Source organism: Pseudomonas sp. PSKL.D1 (assembly GCF_028898945.1).
In the GTDB taxonomy this organism is placed as follows: domain Bacteria; phylum Pseudomonadota; class Gammaproteobacteria; order Pseudomonadales; family Pseudomonadaceae; genus Aquipseudomonas.
Map to the genome: position 1 here is coordinate 1881714 of NZ_CP118607.1, position 17703 is coordinate 1899416.

The following is a 17703-nucleotide window of genomic DNA, read 5'->3' on the forward strand; positions in this document are numbered from 1 at the left end:
CGAGGTACCTTTGCCGGTTGCCTGGTCAGGGATCCTGGCCTACAACTCAAGTAGAGTGTTACCACAGAGTATTCCAGCAGCCGGATGTCAGCCTTGCGGACACCCCTGCACCCACCCAATTCGGCGCCGTTCGCCCACATGCAGAAAATCAGTGCAACACTGCTGATCATCGATGATGACGACGTGGTCCGTGCGAGCCTCGCCGCCTATCTTGAAGACAGTGGTTTTAGCGTCCTCCAGGCCGGGAATGGCCAGCAGGGCCTCCAGGTCTTCGAAGAACACCAGCCTGACCTCGTGATCTGCGATCTGCGCATGCCGCAGATGGGCGGCCTCGAACTGATCCGCCAGGTCAGCGAGCGCGCGCCGCAGTTGCCGGTGATCGTGGTGTCGGGTGCCGGCGTGATGAGCGACGCGGTCGAGGCCTTGCGCCTGGGCGCCGCCGACTACCTGATCAAACCGTTGGAAGACCTGGCGGTGCTCGAGCACTCGGTACGCCGGGCCCTTGACCGTTCGCGGCTGGTGCTGGAAAACCAGCGCTACCGGGACAAGCTTGAGGCGGCCAACCGCGAACTGGAGGCCAGCCTGCACCTGTTGCAGGAGGACCAGACCGCCGGCCGCCAGGTGCAGATGAACATGCTGCCCGAAAGCCCTTGGGTTGCCGGCGAATACAGCTTTGCGCACCAGATCATCCCGTCGTTGTACCTGTCGGGTGATTTTTGTGACTACTTCCGCGTGGATGAGCGGCGTATTGCCTTCTACCTCGCCGATGTGTCCGGGCACGGTGCTTCCTCGGCGTTTGTGACCGTGCTGCTGAAGTTCATGACCACACGGCTGCTGTTCGAGTTCAAACGCACCCGCAATCGCGAGTTCAAGCCCTCCGAGGTGCTCAGCCACATCAACCGTGGCCTGATCAACTGCAAGCTGGGCAAGCACGTGACCATGGTGGGCGGGGTGATCGACGAAGACACTGGCCTGCTGACCTACGCCGTGGGCGGCCACCTGCCGCTGCCGGTGCTGTACACCCCGGGCCAGGCCCGCTACCTGGAAGGCCGCGGCCTGCCGGTGGGGCTGTTTGACGAGGCCACCTACCAGGACCTGGTAATGGAGCTGCCGCCTCAGTTCAGCCTGACCTTGATGTCCGATGGCATTCTGGACCTTTTGCCGGGCGACACGCTCAAAGATAAAGAAGCTGCCTTGCCGGACATCGTCAAAGCAGCGGGGGGTAGCCTGGATGGGCTGCGCCAACGTTTTGGATTGGCTACGCTTGGGGAGATGCCGGATGATATCGCCCTATTGGTGTTGAGCAGGAACCTTCAATGAGTACCGGTAGAATCCAGTTTGCCGAGCAGAGCGGTACCTTTGTACTGAAATTCGTCGGTGAAGTGCGCCTGACCCTGTGTTCGGCACTGGATGCGACGATCGAGAAGATTTTCACCGCGCTGAACTTCTCGGCCATCGTCATCGACCTGACCGAAACCGAAAGCATCGACAGCACCACCTTGGGCCTGCTGGCCAAGCTGTCGATCCTGTCGCGGCAGAAGGTTGGCCTGTTGCCGACCGTGGTCACCACCAACCCCGACATTTCGCGCCTGTTGCAGTCGATGGGCTTCGATCAGGTGTTCAACATCGTCGATCGCCCAGTGCCATGCCCGGATTGCCTGTCCGACCTGCCGTCGCAAGACCAGAGCGAGGACGTGGTGCGCTCCAAGGTGCTGGAGGCGCACAAGATCCTCATGGGGTTGAATGACTCCAACCGCGAGGCGTTCCATGACCTGGTGAGCGCGCTGGAACGCAGCTGATCACTCCCGGCGCGCGAACTCCGTCGCTTCGCGCCCATCGGCATTCAACTGGTACACGCGCGCAGGCCGCCCCTGCTCATCAAAAAACACCCGCCCCAGCCCCGCGCTGTTCCAAAGCCGCTCCCCGGCCATGCTATGGCTGGGCGTGCGTGGCACCACCTCCATTTGTCGGCGCTTGGTAAACCAGTTCAGCGGTGAGCGTGGTGAATACAGCCAACGGTTCAGCCGGTCCAGCACATCCAGCAAGCGCCGCGGGAACTCGTTCTTGATGCCGCTGCTGGTGACCTGCCACAGGTGCGGGCTGCGCTGGCGATGGCGAATCAGCACTTCGTACACGAAGGAATAATGCACATCGCCCGACAGAATCACGTAATGCCCCGGCGTGCGTGAGTGGCGGAAGATGTTCAGCACCACCTGCGCGGCGCCGCGATGGGCCATCCAGTTTTCGGCGTCCACCAACAAGGGGTAGCCAAGCCAGCTGAATACCCGCTGAACCGTTTCGATCAGCTTGACCCCGAAGATCGGCGCCGGTGAAACGATGATCGCAGAAGGATGGTCCAGTAACTGCTGCTGAAGCTCGCTGAGTGCTTCCCAGTCCAGCAGGCCGGAAGGCTTGGCCAAATCGCTTTCGCTGCGCCAGCGGCGTGTGCGGGTGTCCAGCACCAGCAATGGCGGGTTGCTGGGCAAGCTGAACTGCCAGCCCTGAAAGCGCAGCAGCTCGGTAATCAGCTCATCCCGTGGCTGCTGCCATTGCCCGATCAGGCCATTGCACGCATCGGGGTCGTTGCCCCATGCCTGGCACAGCAGGTAGCCCAGCAGCGCGTTGCCGATGATGCGCCGTGAGAAGGGGTGGCCGTAAGCGGATTCTTCCCATTGTGCCGAGAGGTTCCAGTCGTCGGTGATGTCGTGGTCATCGAAGATCATCAGGCAGGGCAGGTGAGCCATTACCCGGGCCACCGGGCCAAGGTTGGCGGCAAATGCCTCGATCAGTGGCAACTCTTCCCGGTAGCGTGCCTGGCGCTGGTCGCTCAGCCCCTCCGGCATGGCCAGGTTCACCAAGGTCCAAGGCGTAGGCGACCACACCAGCAGGTACATGGCCATCACTTCGGCGAGCGTGACCAGATGGTTGTCGGCGTTGCTGGACGAAAAGATCGGCTTGCGCTTGCCACCGAAAAACCGCTCGCGCAGGGTTTCATTGGTGTGCTGGGCCGGCAGCAGGTCGGCGCGGTGGTAGTAGCAGGCCGGGTGGCGGTACAGCGCCTGGCTGTCGGGCACCACTGCGCCTTGCAGGCTTTCATCGAACAGGCCCAGGCATTCAATCAACGAATGAATGGCCCGCAGCATCGGGCCGGCGACGTCGTCGGCATAGACTTGGTCGCCCGTCATCAGCAATACCGCAGGGCGTTCTTCGGGTTGTGTGCAGGCTTGCAGCAAGCGGTCTGCGCAAAGCAGGCCGTCCGGCGCCGGGTGGTGTGGCTTGCGGCAAGAGCCGTGCAGCAACTGGTCAAGGCGCTCGCGCAGAACAAAGCTGGGTGTGTGGCTGCCCGGGTAAAGCAGGTGCGGCGCCCAACTGGCGATGCCTTGGCCGTTGATCAGCAGGTCGTATTCAAGCTCGACGTTGCTGGCTAAAGGGGCGTCGAAGTGAATGTCCAGCAAATGGACAAAGGCATGCTCACCTATCGCAATGACTTGGCAACCCACCGTTGCCGCAGCGTCGATACTGAATTCAGGTTGCAGCGGCTGCGTTCCGACCAGCCAGATGGCCAGCCGCTGAGGTTCCAGCCGGCGCAATACCGGCCCGGCAAGAACAAGAGGCAAAGGAGTGGGGGGATTCATCGACTACTCTGGTGGACACGGCACCCTGTAGGAGCGGATTTATCCGCGATAGGGCCCTCGAAATAAAAAAAACCAACAAAAACGGGCGGAAAATGCTGAACACTTCCCGCCCGCTTGGCAACCGCGATATGTGTCAGGCTTTGTCAGCCATCAACTTCTCCAGCTTCTCCTGGTCCCGCGCAAACTGGCGAATACCCTCGGCCAGTTTCTCGGTGCCCATGGCATCTTCGTTCATGGCCCAGCGGAACTGGCTTTCGCTCAGTTGCTGCTTGGCTTCGCCCGTATTGCCCGGCTTGAGAACACGTGGCAGCTCGCCCTGGTCATCGCTCAGCTGCTGCAGCAGTTCCGGGCTGATGGTCAGGCGGTCGCAGCCGGCCAGCTGTTCGATCTGGCCGATGTTGCGGAAGCTGGCGCCCATGACCACGGTGTTGTAGCCATTGGCCTTGTAGTAGTTGTAGATGCGGGTAACCGACTGCACGCCCGGGTCTTCGGCGCCGACATAGTCCTGACCGGTGCTTTTTTTGTACCAGTCGTAGATGCGGCCCACGAACGGCGAAATCAGGAACACCCCGGCATCGGCACAGGCCTGGGCCTGGGCGAAGGAGAACAGCAGGGTAAGGTTGGTCTGGATGCCTTCCTTTTCCAGCTGCTCGGCGGCGCGGATGCCTTCCCAGGTTGAGGCCAGCTTGATCAGCACGCGGTCCTTGCCGATGCCGGCGGCATCGTACAGCCCGATCAACTGGCGGGCCTTGCTCAGCAGCGCCGGTTCATCGAACGACAGGCGCGCATCCACCTCGGTGGAAATGCGCCCTGGAATGACCTTCAGAATGCCCGCGCCCACGGCCACCGCAAATTTGTCGCAGGCCAGGTCGACATTGCCCTTGGCATCGCTTTTTACCTGCTTGAGCAGGTCGGCGTAGCCCGGGATGGCGGCAGCCTTGAGCAGCAGCGACGGGTTGGTGGTGGCATCGACCGGCTTGAGGCGGGTGATGGCGTCCAGGTCCCCGGTGTCGGCGACCACGGTGGTGAACTGCTTGAGTTGTTCCAGCTTGGAAGTCATGGGCGTGCTCTGTCCTGTGCAATGACTCGACATTACCCGAGGCCCGGCAGCCGCTCAAGGGGCTGACGGAAAGGCGTCGAAAGTGAGGATTCGAGTCACCAGCCTGCGGGAGGTTCCCAACTGTAGGAGCGGATTCATCCGCGATGCGCCGCGCATGCGGCGCCCGGTCTCAAAGACGCCGTGTAACCCCTAACGCCCCTGCATCAACTCCGCCGCCTGATCAAACACCACCAACGGCTCCGCCGCCTTGTGAATGTCCGCCGACAACAATTGCCGGAACTTGCGCGCCCCCGGGAAGCCCTGGCCCAGCCCGAGAATGTGCCGGGTGATGTGGTGCATCGCGCCGCCGCTTTCCATGTGCGCCACAATATAAGGCCGCAACTGTGCCAACGCCTCGCTACGGCTGACCACCGCCGCCTCGCTGCCAAACAGCTGCTGGTCCACTTCCGCCAGCAGGTAAGGGTTGTGATACGCCTCACGCCCCAGCATCACCCCGTCGAAGGTCTCAAGGTGCGCCTGGCACTCGGCCAGTGTCTTGATGCCACCGTTGAGCACGATTTCCAGGTCGGGGAAGTCCGCTTTCAGCTGCGCGGCCACGTCGTAGCGCAGCGGCGGGACTTCACGGTTTTCCTTCGGCGACAGCCCTTCGAGAATCGCGATCCGCGCATGCACGGTAAAACTGCGGCACCCGGCCTCGCGCACCTGGCCCACGAAGTCGCACAGCTCGGCATAGCTGTCGCGGCCATTGATGCCGATGCGATGCTTGACCGTGACCGGCGTCGAAACCGCGTCACGCATGGCCTTCACGCAATCGGCCACCAGCGCCGGGTGGGCCATGAGGCAGGCGCCGATCATGTTGTTCTGCACCCGGTCGCTTGGGCAGCCCACGTTGAGGTTCACCTCGTCGTAGCCGGCCTGCTCGGCCAGTTTGGCGCAGGCGGCCAGGTCGGCCGGCACGCTGCCACCCAGTTGCAGGGCCAGCGGGTGCTCGGAAGCGTCGTGGCGCAGGAAACGGTGGGCGTCGTTGTGCAGCAGGGCGCCGGTGGTGACCATTTCGGTGTAGAGCAGGGTGTGTTTGGAGAGTAGGCGCAGGAAGAAGCGGCAGTGGCGGTCTGTCCAGTCCATCATCGGCGCAACGCTGAAGCGGCGGGATGGCTCAGGGCGCGTGGTTTGTGGCATTGAAGCTGATTCTAGTGGCATTGGGCTGTATGGCAGAATTCAGAGCTGGGAAAAAGGCCGATACGGCTGTGTGGAGTGATCCACCAGCCCGACCTGCAGAAGATGGCCTTAGGTTACCAAAACCCTCAAATCCGCGCCCGGCAATGAGCATTCCGCCGACGTAACGACCGATTTCTGTCAGCGTCCTACAAATTCACAATCAGATTTTCCCTCTAGCTTGTAGGACGTTTCTGAATCATCCTCTGCGGGCCTCCAAGCCATTGCTATGGAATTCCGAGCCCTCTAGTCTCGCCGGGTCGCTGCAAATTCAGCGGCCGGGTCTGCAAGCCCGAATCTTGGTTGGCTTCAGCTTCCATTGGCTGTGTTCAATGGTGGCTGCGTGCGGGTGGCTTTCGGGCCAGCCGGATATATGGCCTCCAAGTCCGGTCTTGCAGGCCCGCACGTAGCCGCCACCCAATCATCTGCAAGTGATCAGGCGACGGCATCACCCGAATCGATTGGAGTTGCCATGCTGAAAATAGTCCCCGACCCACCATTCTCCCCCGACACCTCCCACTACCTCGAAGACACCCTGGTCGAAGCCAGCGAGCACCTGAACTGTGGCCTTGAAGTGGCTCTGCAGGCCGTCACCAAACTGCCCAAGTCTACAGCCACGGTCATGACCCTGGCCGTGATGCATGAGATGGAAGCAGTACGCACGTTGCTGGAATCGGCGATTGCGCAGGTGCAATTGAAGGGGCTGCGGCAGGTGCAGACGCTGCATTGATGTGTAGGTGAGTGTGCCTGCGTGGGGCTGTGGTAGTGGCCGGGGTTTGTGGATGATGCAGCGGGTATTGGGGCTGCTTTGCAGCCCATCGCGGCTGAAGCCGCTCCTACAGGGGTTCAGCGTCAGCCATCTACCGCGTCTTTAGCGCCGCGCAGTTGGTCTGGGCTTCGCATTACTTGTGCTCGATGGCCAAGGCGCTGATGGACGATGCGCACATGGGGTTGCGCAAGGGCGGCTGAAGAATGATGTGAGCGGCGGCATGGAGATGGCGCAATGTCATCTCCCTGACCGCGGGAAATGCCAGGGATTTCAGGCGTCCTTGCGCTGTCTGCTTGCTCAATCGCTCAAACCCTTGCCACTCTCGTTGTTCCTGGTCTGTGCAGCAGCTCGTCGAGTCGTCGCGCTCGTTGCCCTGCCCGCAGACGTCCGCTTAGGGCTGGCGCCGCGTGCAGGAGATTTAGCTACAGGTGTGTGCTGCCCCAGCGGTGGCGTGTACGTGGTTGGGGCTCTCATGGTCAACCCTAAGCGGAGCCCGAATTTCCTCAAGATGTCCTCAATGGTTGAGAGGGTAGGGTTGCCCTTGTCATTTTCAATCAGGTACAGCGCCTTGATCGACATGTTGCACATCGTGGCAAAGGTTTGCTGGTCGAAACCGGTCACCTCAAGCCGTAGTCGACGGATAGAGGCTCCCAAGGTTTCATTTCCCCGCTCATGCTGCTGCATAATGTCTTCAATAAGCTGTTTGCGACGCTCTGGCGTGATCGCGTTCATCGAAGCCCCCAACTATCCAAGTGCAGGTCCAACTTGTTCAGTGGCACAGATTGGGCCTGCCTGACTTCTCCAGGAAGCTCGGTCAATAGATCCGGCAAAGCCCGGAACACTTCTGCTGCCCCGAGTAAACGCTCAAAGAGTGCGTCTGGGCTGACTAAATGCTGGAAATACCCACAGATTGCTTTCCAGTCCGGGTTTCCCTTGTTCTCGGATCTCCACTTGGTAACGCGTGTGACACCTTCCGGGTCAAGCACCATCGGCGCGAGGTCGTAGATCGGTGCCAGCTCAAATTTGCCTCGATATCTGGAAATGGCCGTATTACGTCCATGGTTGTCCGAGTTTCCGAGGATACGGTTAAGCAGGTCGCGCCTCAGGTACTCGAAAACCAGCTCTTCGAGTTCGTCCTTCTGCCCATTCCTGACCCATAGACTGATCAGGTTGTTGATAACGTCCTCATGATTCATCTTCGAACCGGGAACCGTATTCCCACAGACCGAATAGATTGACTCGATGGGTATCCTTTCCACTTCACCCTGAGTAATTCTTCGATCAAAGCGTGGCATCCATAAGCTCGGCTTCTCAGCCTCTTCAAGCACAAGCCCGTCTGTAGATACCGTGTTCAAACCCAGTTTCGAGACAGCTTTGTAGTAGTGGTATTCAGCCCGCAGGATGTTTTTGTCGCGTTCTGTAACCTGGTTGCGAGCAAACTTCACCAGCCAATGGCGGCGAGCATGCTCGTCAGGAAGCATGGCGTCGGCATAAAGAGCACCATCTGCCCCTTCAACCATGATCAGTTTCGGTGCTTCTCCTTGGGCGCCTGTAGCGCCGCCAAGCGCGGCGCCAGATTCATAGGCGTATTCCAGAAAGTCGTTGGTTCTGTCTACGACCTCCTTGCGCTGAAAGGCTTCATTGCGTGTCTCATCAATATGCTCGACAGATTCCTTCACACGCAGGTGCCCAACGGGCGATGGCGTGCAGCGGCTCAAGAGGAAAAAATCCATGTCCATCTGGTCGGGCTTTTCGCCAGAGAAGCGTTTCAATAACGACTTGCGTGCTGCGCCAGCTGGCATGATGTCGTATACAAACGGGGGGTAGCCTTTACTGTCAACGGCGTTCCAGGTCAGCGGAAGATTAACGCTGATAGCGGGTTCGAGGATCGTCTCGAGTCTATCGATGAAATCGACAAGGTAGTGTGGGTCGTAAGACACACTGCACTGAGATGCTTCCACGTTCCGAGTATCTGATGAGGAAAGCACAAGGGCATCTCGCCATTGGCCCTCAACGTGAGTCTGGATAGTGATGTGCCCCTGCATGATGCGCTTGACCCAATCGGTATTATGATGCCGGTATTGTGCGCTGATCATTGATTTTCAGCAATATAATTCTGGTTATCACGGAATATGGCGTTAAATAGGTAATACAATGCCGATTATCCCCCGCCTGCAGAAATGTACGCCATTGCTCTAAAAGCCACATCGGCCATTGGCGATGCCCGTAGCTAACGCCCCACATTCCACGTCGGTTTCAGCACACCCCTGGTCGCTCCCACACAGCGCCACCCCCAAACAAGTGCCATGCTTGTTGGATGCCCATGCCCCAGTGCGCGCAGACGCACGGCCATCGGCAAGGAGGCTACCGGTAACCACGCACCCGTGACGTGGCCGGTGTGCCACAGCAGAACACGCCGGTGACCTGCCCCCATAACAATTCAGGCAGGGCCGTGATGCCGAGGTCCGCTGTATGCCTGATGAATTGCTGCACCTGCCCGAGATCCAGCGCATCCTGGAACGCGACAAAGCCACCCCCGGTGCGCTGTTGCCGATCCTTCACGCCATTCAAAACAGCATCGGCTTCATCCCCGATGCGGCCGTCCCCGAAATTGCCCACGCCCTTAACCTCAGCCTGGCCGAAGTGTGTGGGGTGATCAGCTTCTACCACGACTTGCGCACCGCGCCGCCAGCCAGGCATACCCTGCGCCTGTGCCGCGCCGAGTCCTGCCAGAGCCGGGGCAGCGAGGCCTTGGCCAGGCAACTGCGTGAGCAACTGGCACTGGATGACCACGGCACCAGCGCCGACGGTGCCATCAGCCTGCGCCCGGTGTATTGCCTGGGCGCCTGCGCCTGTTCGCCGGCCCTTGAACTGGATGGCCAGCTACACGCGCGGCTGACGCCCGAGCGGCTGCGGGCGCTGGTGAACGGTTGCCTGGAGGAAACGCCATGCTGAAGCTGTTCATCCCGTGCGACTCGGTGGCCCGGGCTGTCGGCGCCGACCAGGTGGCCGACGCGCTCCAGCACGAAGCACAGCGCAGGCAGTTGCAGGTCGACATCCAGCGTACCAGTTCCCGTGGCCTTTACTGGCTGGAACCCATGCTGGAGGTTGAGAGCGGGCAGGGGCGCCAAGGCTTCGGCCCGGTCACCCCGCAAGACGTCCCCGCACTGCTGGATGCCTTGACTACAGTACCTGGTGGACACTCGCTGGCGCTGGGCATCGTTGACGAAATCTCCTACCTCAAAACCCAACAACGCCTGCTGTTTGCCCGCGCAGGCATCACCCGGCCGCTGTCGCTGGACGACTACCGCGCCCATGGCGGTTTCAAAGGCCTGGAAAACGTCGTGGCCCTGGACGGCGCCGAAGTGGTCGCCGCCGTGCTCGATTCCGGCCTGCGCGGCCGTGGCGGTGCGGCATTCCCGGCAGGCATCAAGTGGCGCACCGTGCGCGATGCCCCGGCAGGGCAGAAGTACATCGTCTGCAACGCCGATGAAGGCGACTCCGGCACTTTTGCCGACCGCATGCTGATGGAGGGTGACCCGTTCCTGCTGATCGAGGGCATGGCCATCGCCGGCCTGGCCGTGGGCGCCGACAAGGGTTACATCTACGTGCGCTCGGAATACCCGGACGCCATCCGCGTGCTGAATCAGGCCATCGCCATTGCCCGGGAGGCCGGATATTTGGGGGCGGATGTCGCACGCAGCGGCAAAGCCTTCGAACTGGAAGTGCGGGTTGGCGCCGGCGCCTACATCTGCGGCGAGGAAACCGCGCTGCTCGAATCGATCGAGGGCAAGCGCGGCATCGTGCGCGCCAAACCACCGTTGCCAGCGCTGCAGGGCCTGTTCGGCCAGCCGACATTGGTGCACAACGTGCTCACCTTGGCCTCCGTGCCGACCATCCTGGCCAAGGGCGCGCAGTTTTACCGCGACTTTGGCATGGGCCGCTCGCTGGGCACCATGCCGTTTCAACTGGCGGGCAACATTCGCCACGGTGGCCTGGTGGAACGGGCCTTCGGCCTGACCCTGCGCGAGCTGGTGGAAGGCTACGGCGGCGGCACGGCCAGTGGCCGCCCGCTAAAGGCCGCGCAAGTGGGCGGCCCGCTGGGCGCCTGGGTGCCGCCCAGCCATTTCGACACACCACTGGATTACGAAGCCTTCGCCGCCATGGGCGCGATGCTCGGCCACGGCGGTGTGGTGGTGGCCGATGACACCCTGAACATGGCCAGCATGGCCCGCTTTGCCCTGCAGTTTTGCGCCGAAGAATCCTGCGGCAAGTGCACGCCGTGCCGCATCGGCTCGACCCGCGGCATCGAGGTGGTCGACCGCCTGATCGCCAGCACCGATTTTACCGAGCGACACGACCAGGCCCTGCTGCTGCGCGACCTGTGCGACACCCTGCAGTACGGCTCGCTGTGCGCCATGGGCGGCATGACTGCCTACCCGGTGGCCAGCGCCCTGAAGTACTTCCCCGCCGATTTTGGGCTGACCACCCAGGAGGCCGCGCAGTGATCAATTACTTCGACCCCGAAACCGACCTGGGCACCCCGGCCCGCAACAGCGACGTACAGGTGAACCTGAACATCGACGGGCGCAGCATCAGCGTGCCCGCCGGCACCTCGGTGATGCGCGCCGCCGCGCTGCTCGGCACCAGCATCCCCAAACTGTGCGCCACCGACAGCCTGGAAGCCTTCGGCTCATGCCGTATGTGCATGGTCGAGATTGAAGGCATGCGCGGCTACCCGGCCGCGTGCACCACGCCGGTTACCGAAGGCATGGTGGTACGCACGCAAACCCCGCGCCTGGGCGACCTGCGGCGCAATGTGATGGAGCTGTACATCTCCGACCACCCGCTGGACTGCCTGACGTGTTCGGCCAACGGCAACTGCGAGCTGCAGACCGTTGCCGGCCAGGTAGGCCTGCGTGAAGTGCGCTACGGCTATGACGGCGCCAACCACCTGGCCGAGCAGAAGGACGTGTCCAACCCGTATTTCGACTACGAACCCAGCAAGTGCATCGTGTGCAGCCGCTGCGTGCGGGCGTGCGAGGACATCCAGGGCACCTTTGCCCTGACCATCACCGGGCGCGGCTTCGAGTCGCGGGTGGCGGCTGCCGGGGGCGAGAACTTCCTCGCGTCCGAGTGCGTGTCGTGTGGCGCCTGCGTGCAAGCCTGCCCGACCGCGACCCTGACGGAAAAAAGCCTGGTGCAACTGGGCCAGCCCGAACGTGCGGTGATCACCACCTGCGCCTACTGCGGCGTCGGCTGCTCGTTCCGCGCCGAGATGAAAGGCGACCAGCTGGTACGCATGGTCCCCGACAAGAACGGCGGCGCCAACCACGGCCATGCCTGCGTCAAGGGCCGCTTCGCCTGGGGTTACGCCACCCACCCGGACCGCATCACCAAACCGATGATTCGCAAGCGCCTCGAAGACCCGTGGCAAGAGGTGAGCTGGGACGAAGCGGTGACCTACGCCGCCAGCGAGTTGCGCCGCATCCAGCTCAAGTATGGGCGCGATTCCATTGGCGGCATCACCTCCAGCCGCTGCACCAACGAAGAGGCGTATCTGGTGCAGAAACTGGTGCGCACGGCGTTCGGCAACAACAACGTCGATACCTGCGCGCGCGTGTGCCATTCACCCACCGGTTATGGCCTGAAGCAGACGCTGGGCGAATCGGCCGGCACCCAGAGCTTTGACTCGGTGATGCAGGCCGATGTGGTGCTGGTGATGGGCGCCAACCCCACCGATGCCCACCCGGTGTTCGGCTCGCAACTCAAGCGGCGCCTGCGCCAGGGCGCGCGGCTGATCGTGATCGACCCGCGGCGCATCGACCTGGTCGACTCGGCCCATGCCCGTGCCGACCTGCACCTGCAACTGCGCCCGGGCACCAACGTGGCCATGCTCAACGCCCTGGCCCACGTGATCGTCACTGAAGGCCTGCTGGCGCAACGTTTCATCGACGCCCGCTGCGAAACCGAAGACTTTGCCCGCTGGCGCGAGTTCGTCAGCCAGGCGGACAACGCCCCCGAAGTGCTCGGGCCAGTGTGTGGCGTGCCCGCCGAGCAAATCCGCGCCGCCGCCCGGCTGTATGCCAACGGTGGCAATGCGGCCATTTACTACGGCCTGGGCGTGACCGAACACAGCCAGGGCAGCACAGCGGTGATGGGCATCGCCAACCTGGCCATGGCCACCGGCAACATTGGCCGTGAAGGGGTAGGGGTGAACCCGCTGCGCGGGCAAAACAACGTGCAGGGCTCGTGCGACATGGGTTCGTTCCCGCACGAACTGCCCGGCTACCGGCACATTTCCAACGCAGGCGTGCGTGCCGAGTTCGAGCAGGCCTGGGGCGTGACCCTGCAGCCCGACCCGGGCCTGCGCATCCCCAACATGTTTGAAGCCGCACTGGACGGCAGCTTCAAGGCGCTGTACTGCCAGGGTGAGGACATCGCCCAGAGCGACCCCAACACCCAACACGTGACCGCTGCGCTGCAGGCGATGGAGTGCGTGGTGGTGCAGGACATTTTCCTCAACGAAACCGCCAAGTTCGCCCACGTGTTCCTGCCGGGCAGCTCGTTTCTGGAGAAGGACGGCACCTTCACCAACGCCGAGCGGCGCATCTCGCGGGTGCGCAAGGTCATGGAGCCGCTGGCCGGCAAGGCCGACTGGGAGGCGACCGTGGCGTTGGCCAATGCCTTGGGCTACCCCATGCGCTACGGCCACCCTTCCGAGATCATGGACGAAATTGCCCGCCTGACCCCGAGCTTCCGCCGGGTCAGTTACGCCGAAATCGACCGCCACGGCAGCCTGCAATGGCCGTGCAACGACGCCGCCCCCGACGGCACGCCGACCATGCACATCGACCAGTTCGTGCGGGGCAAGGGGCGTTTCATGCTGACCGGTTACGTGCCCACCGACGAAAAGGTCAACAACCGCTACCCGCTGCTGCTGACCACCGGGCGCATCCTCAGCCAGTACAACGTCGGCGCCCAGACCCGGCGTACCCGCAACGTGGCGTGGCATGACGCCGACCGCCTGGAAATCCACCCCACTGACGCCGAGAGCCGCGGCATCCGCGACGGCGACTGGGTCGGCATCGGCAGCCGTGCCGGGCAGACGGTGCTGCGCGCCAAGGTCAGTGCGCGGGTGGCGCCGGGGGTGGTGTACACCACGTTCCACTTCCCCGAATCGGGCGCCAACGTGATCACCACCGACAACTCCGACTGGGCCACCAACTGCCCGGAGTACAAAGTTACGGCGGTAGAGGTGGTGAAGGTGTTCCAGCCGTCGCAATGGCAGAAGCGCTACCAGGATTTCAGCGATGAACAGCGGCGTTTGCTGCAGGAGCGGCGCAGCGCGGAAAAAGCCGAGGTGCGCCGATGAGCCATGAAAACCTGGTGAAGATGGCCAACCAGATTGCCCATTACTTTGACAGCGAGCCGGACCATGCGCTGGCGGTGAAGGGGGTGCAGCAGCATTTGCAAAGCTTCTGGACGCCGGCGATGCGGCGGCAGTTGGGGCAGTGGATTGCGGCCAGTGGCGGGGAGGGGGTGGACCCGAAGGTGGTGGAAGCTTTGGGTTAAGGGGGCTGTGCCGACCTCATCGCGGATAAATCCGCTCCTACAACGCACCCCTGTAGGAGCGGATTTATCCGCGATGAGGCCAGCACAGGAAGATGAAATGTCCGTCATCTACCCCTGTCCCACCTACTAGCAATGCTACGCTCGCCAAAACCCTGGCAATCGGATACCCACCATGGACATGAACTGGCACCAGGCCTTGCAAGAGAGCCTGAGCTGGCTGGCAATCGCCTCGTTCATCACCTTCATCGGCTTCACCGCCGCCGCAACCCTGGCCGTGCGCTACACCCGCTGGGGCAGGCAGTTCTGGCAACTGGCCGGCCCGTATTTCACCTTCAGGCGCAGTTGGCGGCCTTTGCTGGTGTTCGCCCTGCTGCTGGTGCTGACGCTGTTCTCGGTGCGCCTGAACGTGCTGTTCTCGTTCTGGTACAACGGCTTCTACAGCGCATTGCAGGGCCTGGACCAAACGGCCTTCTGGTACATGCTCGGCGTGTTCGCGGTGCTGGCCACCATTCACGTGCTGCGCTCGTTGTTCACCTTCTACGTCACCCAGGCATTCAGCATCCGCTGGCGGGTATGGCTTACCGAACGCTTGACCGGCGACTGGATGCGCGGTGACGCCTATTACCGTGGCCAGTTCCTCGCCGAACCGGTAGACAACCCCGACCAGCGTATCGAACTTGACGTGAATGCCTTCGTCACCAATTCCGTCTCATTGGCGTTGGGCGCGGTCAGTGCGCTGGTGTCGCTAGTGGCATTCACCGCTATCCTCTGGGGCCTGTCGGCACCGCTTACGGTGGCGGGGGTCGAGATCCCCAGGGCAATGGTGTTCGCGGTGTACGTGTACGTGCTGATCGCCACCTGGATCGCCTTCCGCCTCGGGCAACCGCTGATTCGGCTGAACTTCCTGAACGAAAAACTCACCGCCAACTTCCGTTATGCGCTGATGCGCCTGCGGGAAAACGCCGAAAACATCGCCTTCTACCAGGGCGCACAGGTAGAGCGGGCGACCTTGCTGGGCCGCTTTGGCGCCTTGATCGTCAACGTCTGGGCGCTGGTGTTTCGAAACCTCAAATTCAGCGGCTTCAACCTGGGCGTCAGCCAGGTGGCCGTGGTGTTCCCGTTCATCTTGCAGGCGCCTCGGTTCTTCAGCGGGGCGATCAAGCTGGGTGACGTGATGCAGACATCGCAGGCGTTTGGCCAGGTGCAGGATTCGCTGTCGTTCTTCCGTGAATCCTACGACACGTTCGCCCAATACCGCGCCACCCTCGACCGTTTGACCGGCTTTCTCGATGCCAATGAAAAGGCCAGCGCGCTGCCCCGTGTGCTCACCGAAGACCAGCCCCAGGCGCTGGACATCGTCGGCCTGCAGGTCATGCGCCCCGATGGCCATGCCCTGATCGCCAACCTCGACCTGCGCTTGCAGGCCGGCCAGGCGCTGCTGATCAAGGGCCCGTCGGGCAGCGGCAAAACCACTTTGCTGCGCGCGCTGGCGGGCTTGTGGCCTTATGCCGAAGGTGAAGTGCGACGGCCAACGGGCAGCCAGGCGCTATTTCTGCCCCAGCGGCCCTATCTGCCGTTGGGCGACCTGCGGGCCGCCATCGCCTACCCGGCCGACGCCCGGCCCGAGGATGAAGCGCGCATGCAACAGGCCCTGCGCCAGGTCAACCTGGGGCACCTGGCCGAGCGGCTGGCGGTGAGCAGTGACTGGTCGCACATCCTGTCGCTGGGCGAGCAGCAGCGGCTGGCGTTCGCCCGGGTGCTGTTCAACCGGCCGCAGGTGGTGTTTCTCGACGAGTCCACGTCGGCCATGGATGAGGGGCTGGAGCACGCGCTGTATTCGCTGTTGCGCACGCAAATGCCGGACACCTTGCTGGTCAGTGTGGGGCACCGCAGTACCTTGGCGGGGTTCCATACCCATCGGCTGGAAGTGGACGGGCAGGGTGGCTGGGCGCTGCTGGAACAGCAGGCGGCGGGCGAGGTGCTGGCGTAGGGGCTGGCAGGTGTGCTGGCGGGCAAGCCCGCGCCTGCGGGGGCGGGTTCAGAAGGTCGCCGGTGTGTTGATCCACAGAATGCGGGCGATGCTGGCCGAGGTGTTTCGGTAGCCGTGCGGGATCGTGCTCGGGAAGTGAAAGGAGTCCCCCGCCTGCAGGGTGTAGGTCGTTTCACCCAAGGTCAGCTCAAGGCTGCCTTCGATGACATAGCCCATTTCTTCGCCGGCGTGTTCGATCATTTCGCTGACCATGCCGGGCGACACGATGTGGATATCACCCTGCAACAACCCGCCCTTCTGAATGTGGGTGATGCGCTCCAGGTCGATGAATTCCTTCTTGGCACCTTTGGCAAAGCGGTTGATTTGCCGGTCTCCCGCGCGCAGGACCGGCTCCGGGGACACCCAGTCCTCGCAGGTGAGCTCCGACACGTTGCTGCCCAACGCCAGGGCCAGCCGGTGCAGCATGGCCAGCGAAGGGGATGCCGCGTCGTTTTCCAGCTTGGAAATCAGGCTTTCCGAACAGCCGGCGGCTTGCGCAACCTGCTTCAGGGTAAGGCCCGCGACCTTGCGCGCGTGGCGCAAGCGTACACTCAAGCTCGGCAGGCCATTGGCGTGCTGGGCTTTGGGGGCAGGCGATTGGCTGTTAGTGGACATGCATTCCTCGGTGATGCGGGCAAAAGGCCAGGCGACAAGCATCCTAGGGCCACGGACGCCTGTCGTCTACGGGGGCGTTGCGCGTCAGGCGTGAATCGAGAAGGTGACTTCCACCGGGTTCAGGTCATTGATGGGCACGATGTCCTGTGGGCAGGCCGACATCACGACGATGACGTCCATTTCGGCACGGATTTCCACGTAGTCGCCGGCCTTGGATACCGGTGGCAGCCACTGCACCGTGTAGTCGGCGCTGACCGGGATGTTCATCCACAGGTTGAATGGCTGCGGGACTTCCCGGGCACGCAGGCCGATGGCTTGCAGGGCCAGGCGCATGTTGTCGGCGCAGCTGTCGTGGTAACCCTCCACACCCAGGTTGGTGTAGCGATGCAGGTCGCAGGCGGCCATCAGCGTGTCGTGAACACCTGGCGAGGTGTCGGTCACCAACGTGCCGATTGCCCGGCGGCGGTTGCTGAACAGCGCGTCACCGGGCTTGGGGATGATGCGGTTGCAGTGGGCGCGGGCATGCTCCATGGACAGGAATTCGCTCATGTCCTCGGTGTTGAACAGCCAGGTGTCGCATACCTGGGTGCCGTGGGTGTTGACGATGCGAATGGTTTGGCCAGCTTTCAGGCGTACGGCGCGGCCGCAGCGGGCGGGCACGGTGTACTGCTCGTTCAGCACCGGGGTGCCGTCGGGCGAGATCGGCGCTTGCAGCGTGGCGTTGATGCCGAGCGAGGCGCCGTTGTCCGGTTGGCAGCAGGCTGGGAAGTCGTGGCTGTGGGTGACGTGGTTCATGTCGATTCCT

General features: G+C 62.6%; 16 protein-coding genes. 9 read left to right on the plus strand and 7 right to left on the minus strand.

Features of this window, described 5'->3' with window-relative positions; translation table 11 throughout:
- Positions 1-138 precede the first annotated feature (138 nt).
- On the plus strand, positions 139-1320 hold the full coding sequence (gene rssB, locus PVV54_RS08310) for a two-component system response regulator RssB (protein WP_274909466.1): 1182 nt from the start codon (positions 139-141) through the stop codon (positions 1318-1320).
- A complete protein-coding gene (gene rssC / locus PVV54_RS08315) occupies positions 1317-1799 on the plus strand; it encodes an anti-sigma factor antagonist RssC (protein ID WP_274909467.1) in 483 nt (160 codons plus the stop codon). Before rssB ends, rssC begins: the two co-directional genes overlap by 4 nt.
- Here rssC and PVV54_RS08320 read toward each other — a convergent pair whose 3' ends face one another.
- From PVV54_RS08320 to dusA, 3 genes are all read right to left on the minus strand, one after another.
- A complete protein-coding gene (locus tag PVV54_RS08320) occupies positions 1800-3635 on the minus strand; it encodes an alkaline phosphatase D family protein (RefSeq protein WP_274909468.1) in 1836 nt (611 codons plus the stop codon).
- Positions 3636-3768: 133 nt separating this feature from the next.
- The gene (gene tal, locus PVV54_RS08325) at positions 3769-4695 is read right to left on the minus strand and encodes a transaldolase (protein ID WP_274909469.1); all 927 of its coding nucleotides are present in this window, start codon (positions 4693-4695) and stop codon (positions 3769-3771) included.
- A 189-nt stretch (positions 4696-4884) separates the two neighbouring features.
- Complete coding sequence (dusA, locus tag PVV54_RS08330) at positions 4885-5874, minus strand: tRNA dihydrouridine(20/20a) synthase DusA (RefSeq protein WP_274909470.1); 990 nt, start codon at positions 5872-5874, stop codon at positions 4885-4887.
- 508 nt (positions 5875-6382) lie between these two features.
- On the opposite strand from dusA, the gene PVV54_RS08335 reads away from it, so the two are divergent.
- Together PVV54_RS08335 and PVV54_RS08340 are read left to right on the plus strand one after the other, a co-directional pair.
- Positions 6383-6640 carry a hypothetical protein gene (locus tag PVV54_RS08335; protein ID WP_274909471.1) on the plus strand — a complete coding sequence of 86 codons (258 nt, stop codon included), beginning with the start codon at positions 6383-6385 and terminating at the stop codon, positions 6638-6640.
- Between the two features lie 155 nt (positions 6641-6795).
- Positions 6796-6879, plus strand: coding sequence for a DUF3077 domain-containing protein (locus PVV54_RS08340; protein WP_274910408.1), 84 nt, complete (start codon positions 6796-6798; stop codon positions 6877-6879).
- A 97-nt stretch (positions 6880-6976) separates the two neighbouring features.
- Here the strand turns inward: PVV54_RS08340 and PVV54_RS08345 are convergent, their stop codons facing one another.
- Both PVV54_RS08345 and PVV54_RS08350 read right to left on the minus strand, forming a co-directional pair.
- Positions 6977-7411: a helix-turn-helix domain-containing protein gene (locus tag PVV54_RS08345; RefSeq protein ID WP_274909472.1), complete on the minus strand. Its 435-nt coding sequence runs from the start codon at positions 7409-7411 to the stop codon at positions 6977-6979.
- On the minus strand, positions 7408-8724 hold the full coding sequence (locus tag PVV54_RS08350; protein WP_274910409.1) for a type II toxin-antitoxin system HipA family toxin: 1317 nt from the start codon (positions 8722-8724) through the stop codon (positions 7408-7410). Before PVV54_RS08350 ends, PVV54_RS08345 begins: the two co-directional genes overlap by 4 nt.
- A 427-nt stretch (positions 8725-9151) precedes the next feature.
- Here PVV54_RS08350 and PVV54_RS08355 point away from each other — a divergent pair, with 427 nt between their 5' ends.
- The 5 genes from PVV54_RS08355 to PVV54_RS08375 all read left to right on the plus strand — a co-directional run bounded on the left by PVV54_RS08355 (position 9152) and on the right by PVV54_RS08375 (position 16244).
- A complete protein-coding gene (locus PVV54_RS08355; protein ID WP_274909473.1) occupies positions 9152-9634 on the plus strand; it encodes a formate dehydrogenase subunit gamma in 483 nt (160 codons plus the stop codon).
- Positions 9628-11187, plus strand: coding sequence for a formate dehydrogenase beta subunit (locus PVV54_RS08360; protein ID WP_274909474.1), 1560 nt, complete (start codon positions 9628-9630; stop codon positions 11185-11187). The genes PVV54_RS08355 and PVV54_RS08360 overlap by 7 nt, the downstream gene beginning before the upstream one ends.
- Positions 11184-14054 (plus strand): formate dehydrogenase subunit alpha, encoded by a 2871-nt coding sequence (gene fdhF, locus PVV54_RS08365; RefSeq protein ID WP_274909475.1) that lies wholly within the window; start codon positions 11184-11186, stop codon positions 14052-14054. Before PVV54_RS08360 ends, fdhF begins: the two co-directional genes overlap by 4 nt.
- Entirely contained in the window at positions 14051-14254 is a 204-nt protein-coding gene (locus tag PVV54_RS08370) for a formate dehydrogenase subunit delta (RefSeq protein ID WP_274909476.1), read from the plus strand. Before fdhF ends, PVV54_RS08370 begins: the two co-directional genes overlap by 4 nt.
- Before the next feature lie 172 nt (positions 14255-14426).
- The gene (locus tag PVV54_RS08375; protein ID WP_274909477.1) at positions 14427-16244 is read left to right on the plus strand and encodes an ABC transporter ATP-binding protein/permease; all 1818 of its coding nucleotides are present in this window, start codon (positions 14427-14429) and stop codon (positions 16242-16244) included.
- A 48-nt stretch (positions 16245-16292) separates the two neighbouring features.
- On the opposite strand, the gene PVV54_RS08380 is transcribed toward PVV54_RS08375, so the two are convergent.
- Together PVV54_RS08380 and PVV54_RS08385 are read right to left on the minus strand one after the other, a co-directional pair.
- Positions 16293-16898: a cupin domain-containing protein gene (locus PVV54_RS08380; protein WP_274909478.1), complete on the minus strand. Its 606-nt coding sequence runs from the start codon at positions 16896-16898 to the stop codon at positions 16293-16295.
- 84 nt (positions 16899-16982) lie between these two features.
- Complete coding sequence (locus PVV54_RS08385) at positions 16983-17693, minus strand: urea carboxylase-associated family protein (RefSeq protein WP_274909479.1); 711 nt, start codon at positions 17691-17693, stop codon at positions 16983-16985.
- Between the last annotated feature and the right edge of the window lie 10 nt (positions 17694-17703).

What these genes read in the sequence shown, in the direction of transcription:
- rssB (WP_274909466.1), top strand. Translation starts at nt 139, where the DNA reads ATGCAGAAAATCAGTGCAACACTGCTGATCATCGATGATGACGACGTG.
- rssC (WP_274909467.1), top strand. Translation starts at nt 1,317, where the DNA reads ATGAGTACCGGTAGAATCCAGTTTGCCGAGCAGAGCGGTACCTTTGTA.
- PVV54_RS08320 (WP_274909468.1), bottom strand. Translation starts at nt 3,635, where the DNA reads ATGAATCCCCCCACTCCTTTGCCTCTTGTTCTTGCCGGGCCGGTATTG.
- tal (WP_274909469.1), bottom strand. Translation starts at nt 4,695, where the DNA reads ATGACTTCCAAGCTGGAACAACTCAAGCAGTTCACCACCGTGGTCGCC.
- dusA (WP_274909470.1), bottom strand. Translation starts at nt 5,874, where the DNA reads ATGCCACAAACCACGCGCCCTGAGCCATCCCGCCGCTTCAGCGTTGCG.
- PVV54_RS08335 (WP_274909471.1), top strand. Translation starts at nt 6,383, where the DNA reads ATGCTGAAAATAGTCCCCGACCCACCATTCTCCCCCGACACCTCCCAC.
- PVV54_RS08345 (WP_274909472.1), bottom strand. Translation starts at nt 7,411, where the DNA reads ATGAACGCGATCACGCCAGAGCGTCGCAAACAGCTTATTGAAGACATT.
- PVV54_RS08350 (WP_274910409.1), bottom strand. Translation starts at nt 8,724, where the DNA reads ATGCAGGGGCACATCACTATCCAGACTCACGTTGAGGGCCAATGGCGA.
- PVV54_RS08355 (WP_274909473.1), top strand. Translation starts at nt 9,152, where the DNA reads ATGCCTGATGAATTGCTGCACCTGCCCGAGATCCAGCGCATCCTGGAA.
- PVV54_RS08360 (WP_274909474.1), top strand. Translation starts at nt 9,628, where the DNA reads ATGCTGAAGCTGTTCATCCCGTGCGACTCGGTGGCCCGGGCTGTCGGC.
- PVV54_RS08370 (WP_274909476.1), top strand. Translation starts at nt 14,051, where the DNA reads ATGAGCCATGAAAACCTGGTGAAGATGGCCAACCAGATTGCCCATTAC.
- PVV54_RS08375 (WP_274909477.1), top strand. Translation starts at nt 14,427, where the DNA reads ATGGACATGAACTGGCACCAGGCCTTGCAAGAGAGCCTGAGCTGGCTG.
- PVV54_RS08380 (WP_274909478.1), bottom strand. Translation starts at nt 16,898, where the DNA reads ATGTCCACTAACAGCCAATCGCCTGCCCCCAAAGCCCAGCACGCCAAT.
- PVV54_RS08385 (WP_274909479.1), bottom strand. Translation starts at nt 17,693, where the DNA reads ATGAACCACGTCACCCACAGCCACGACTTCCCAGCCTGCTGCCAACCG.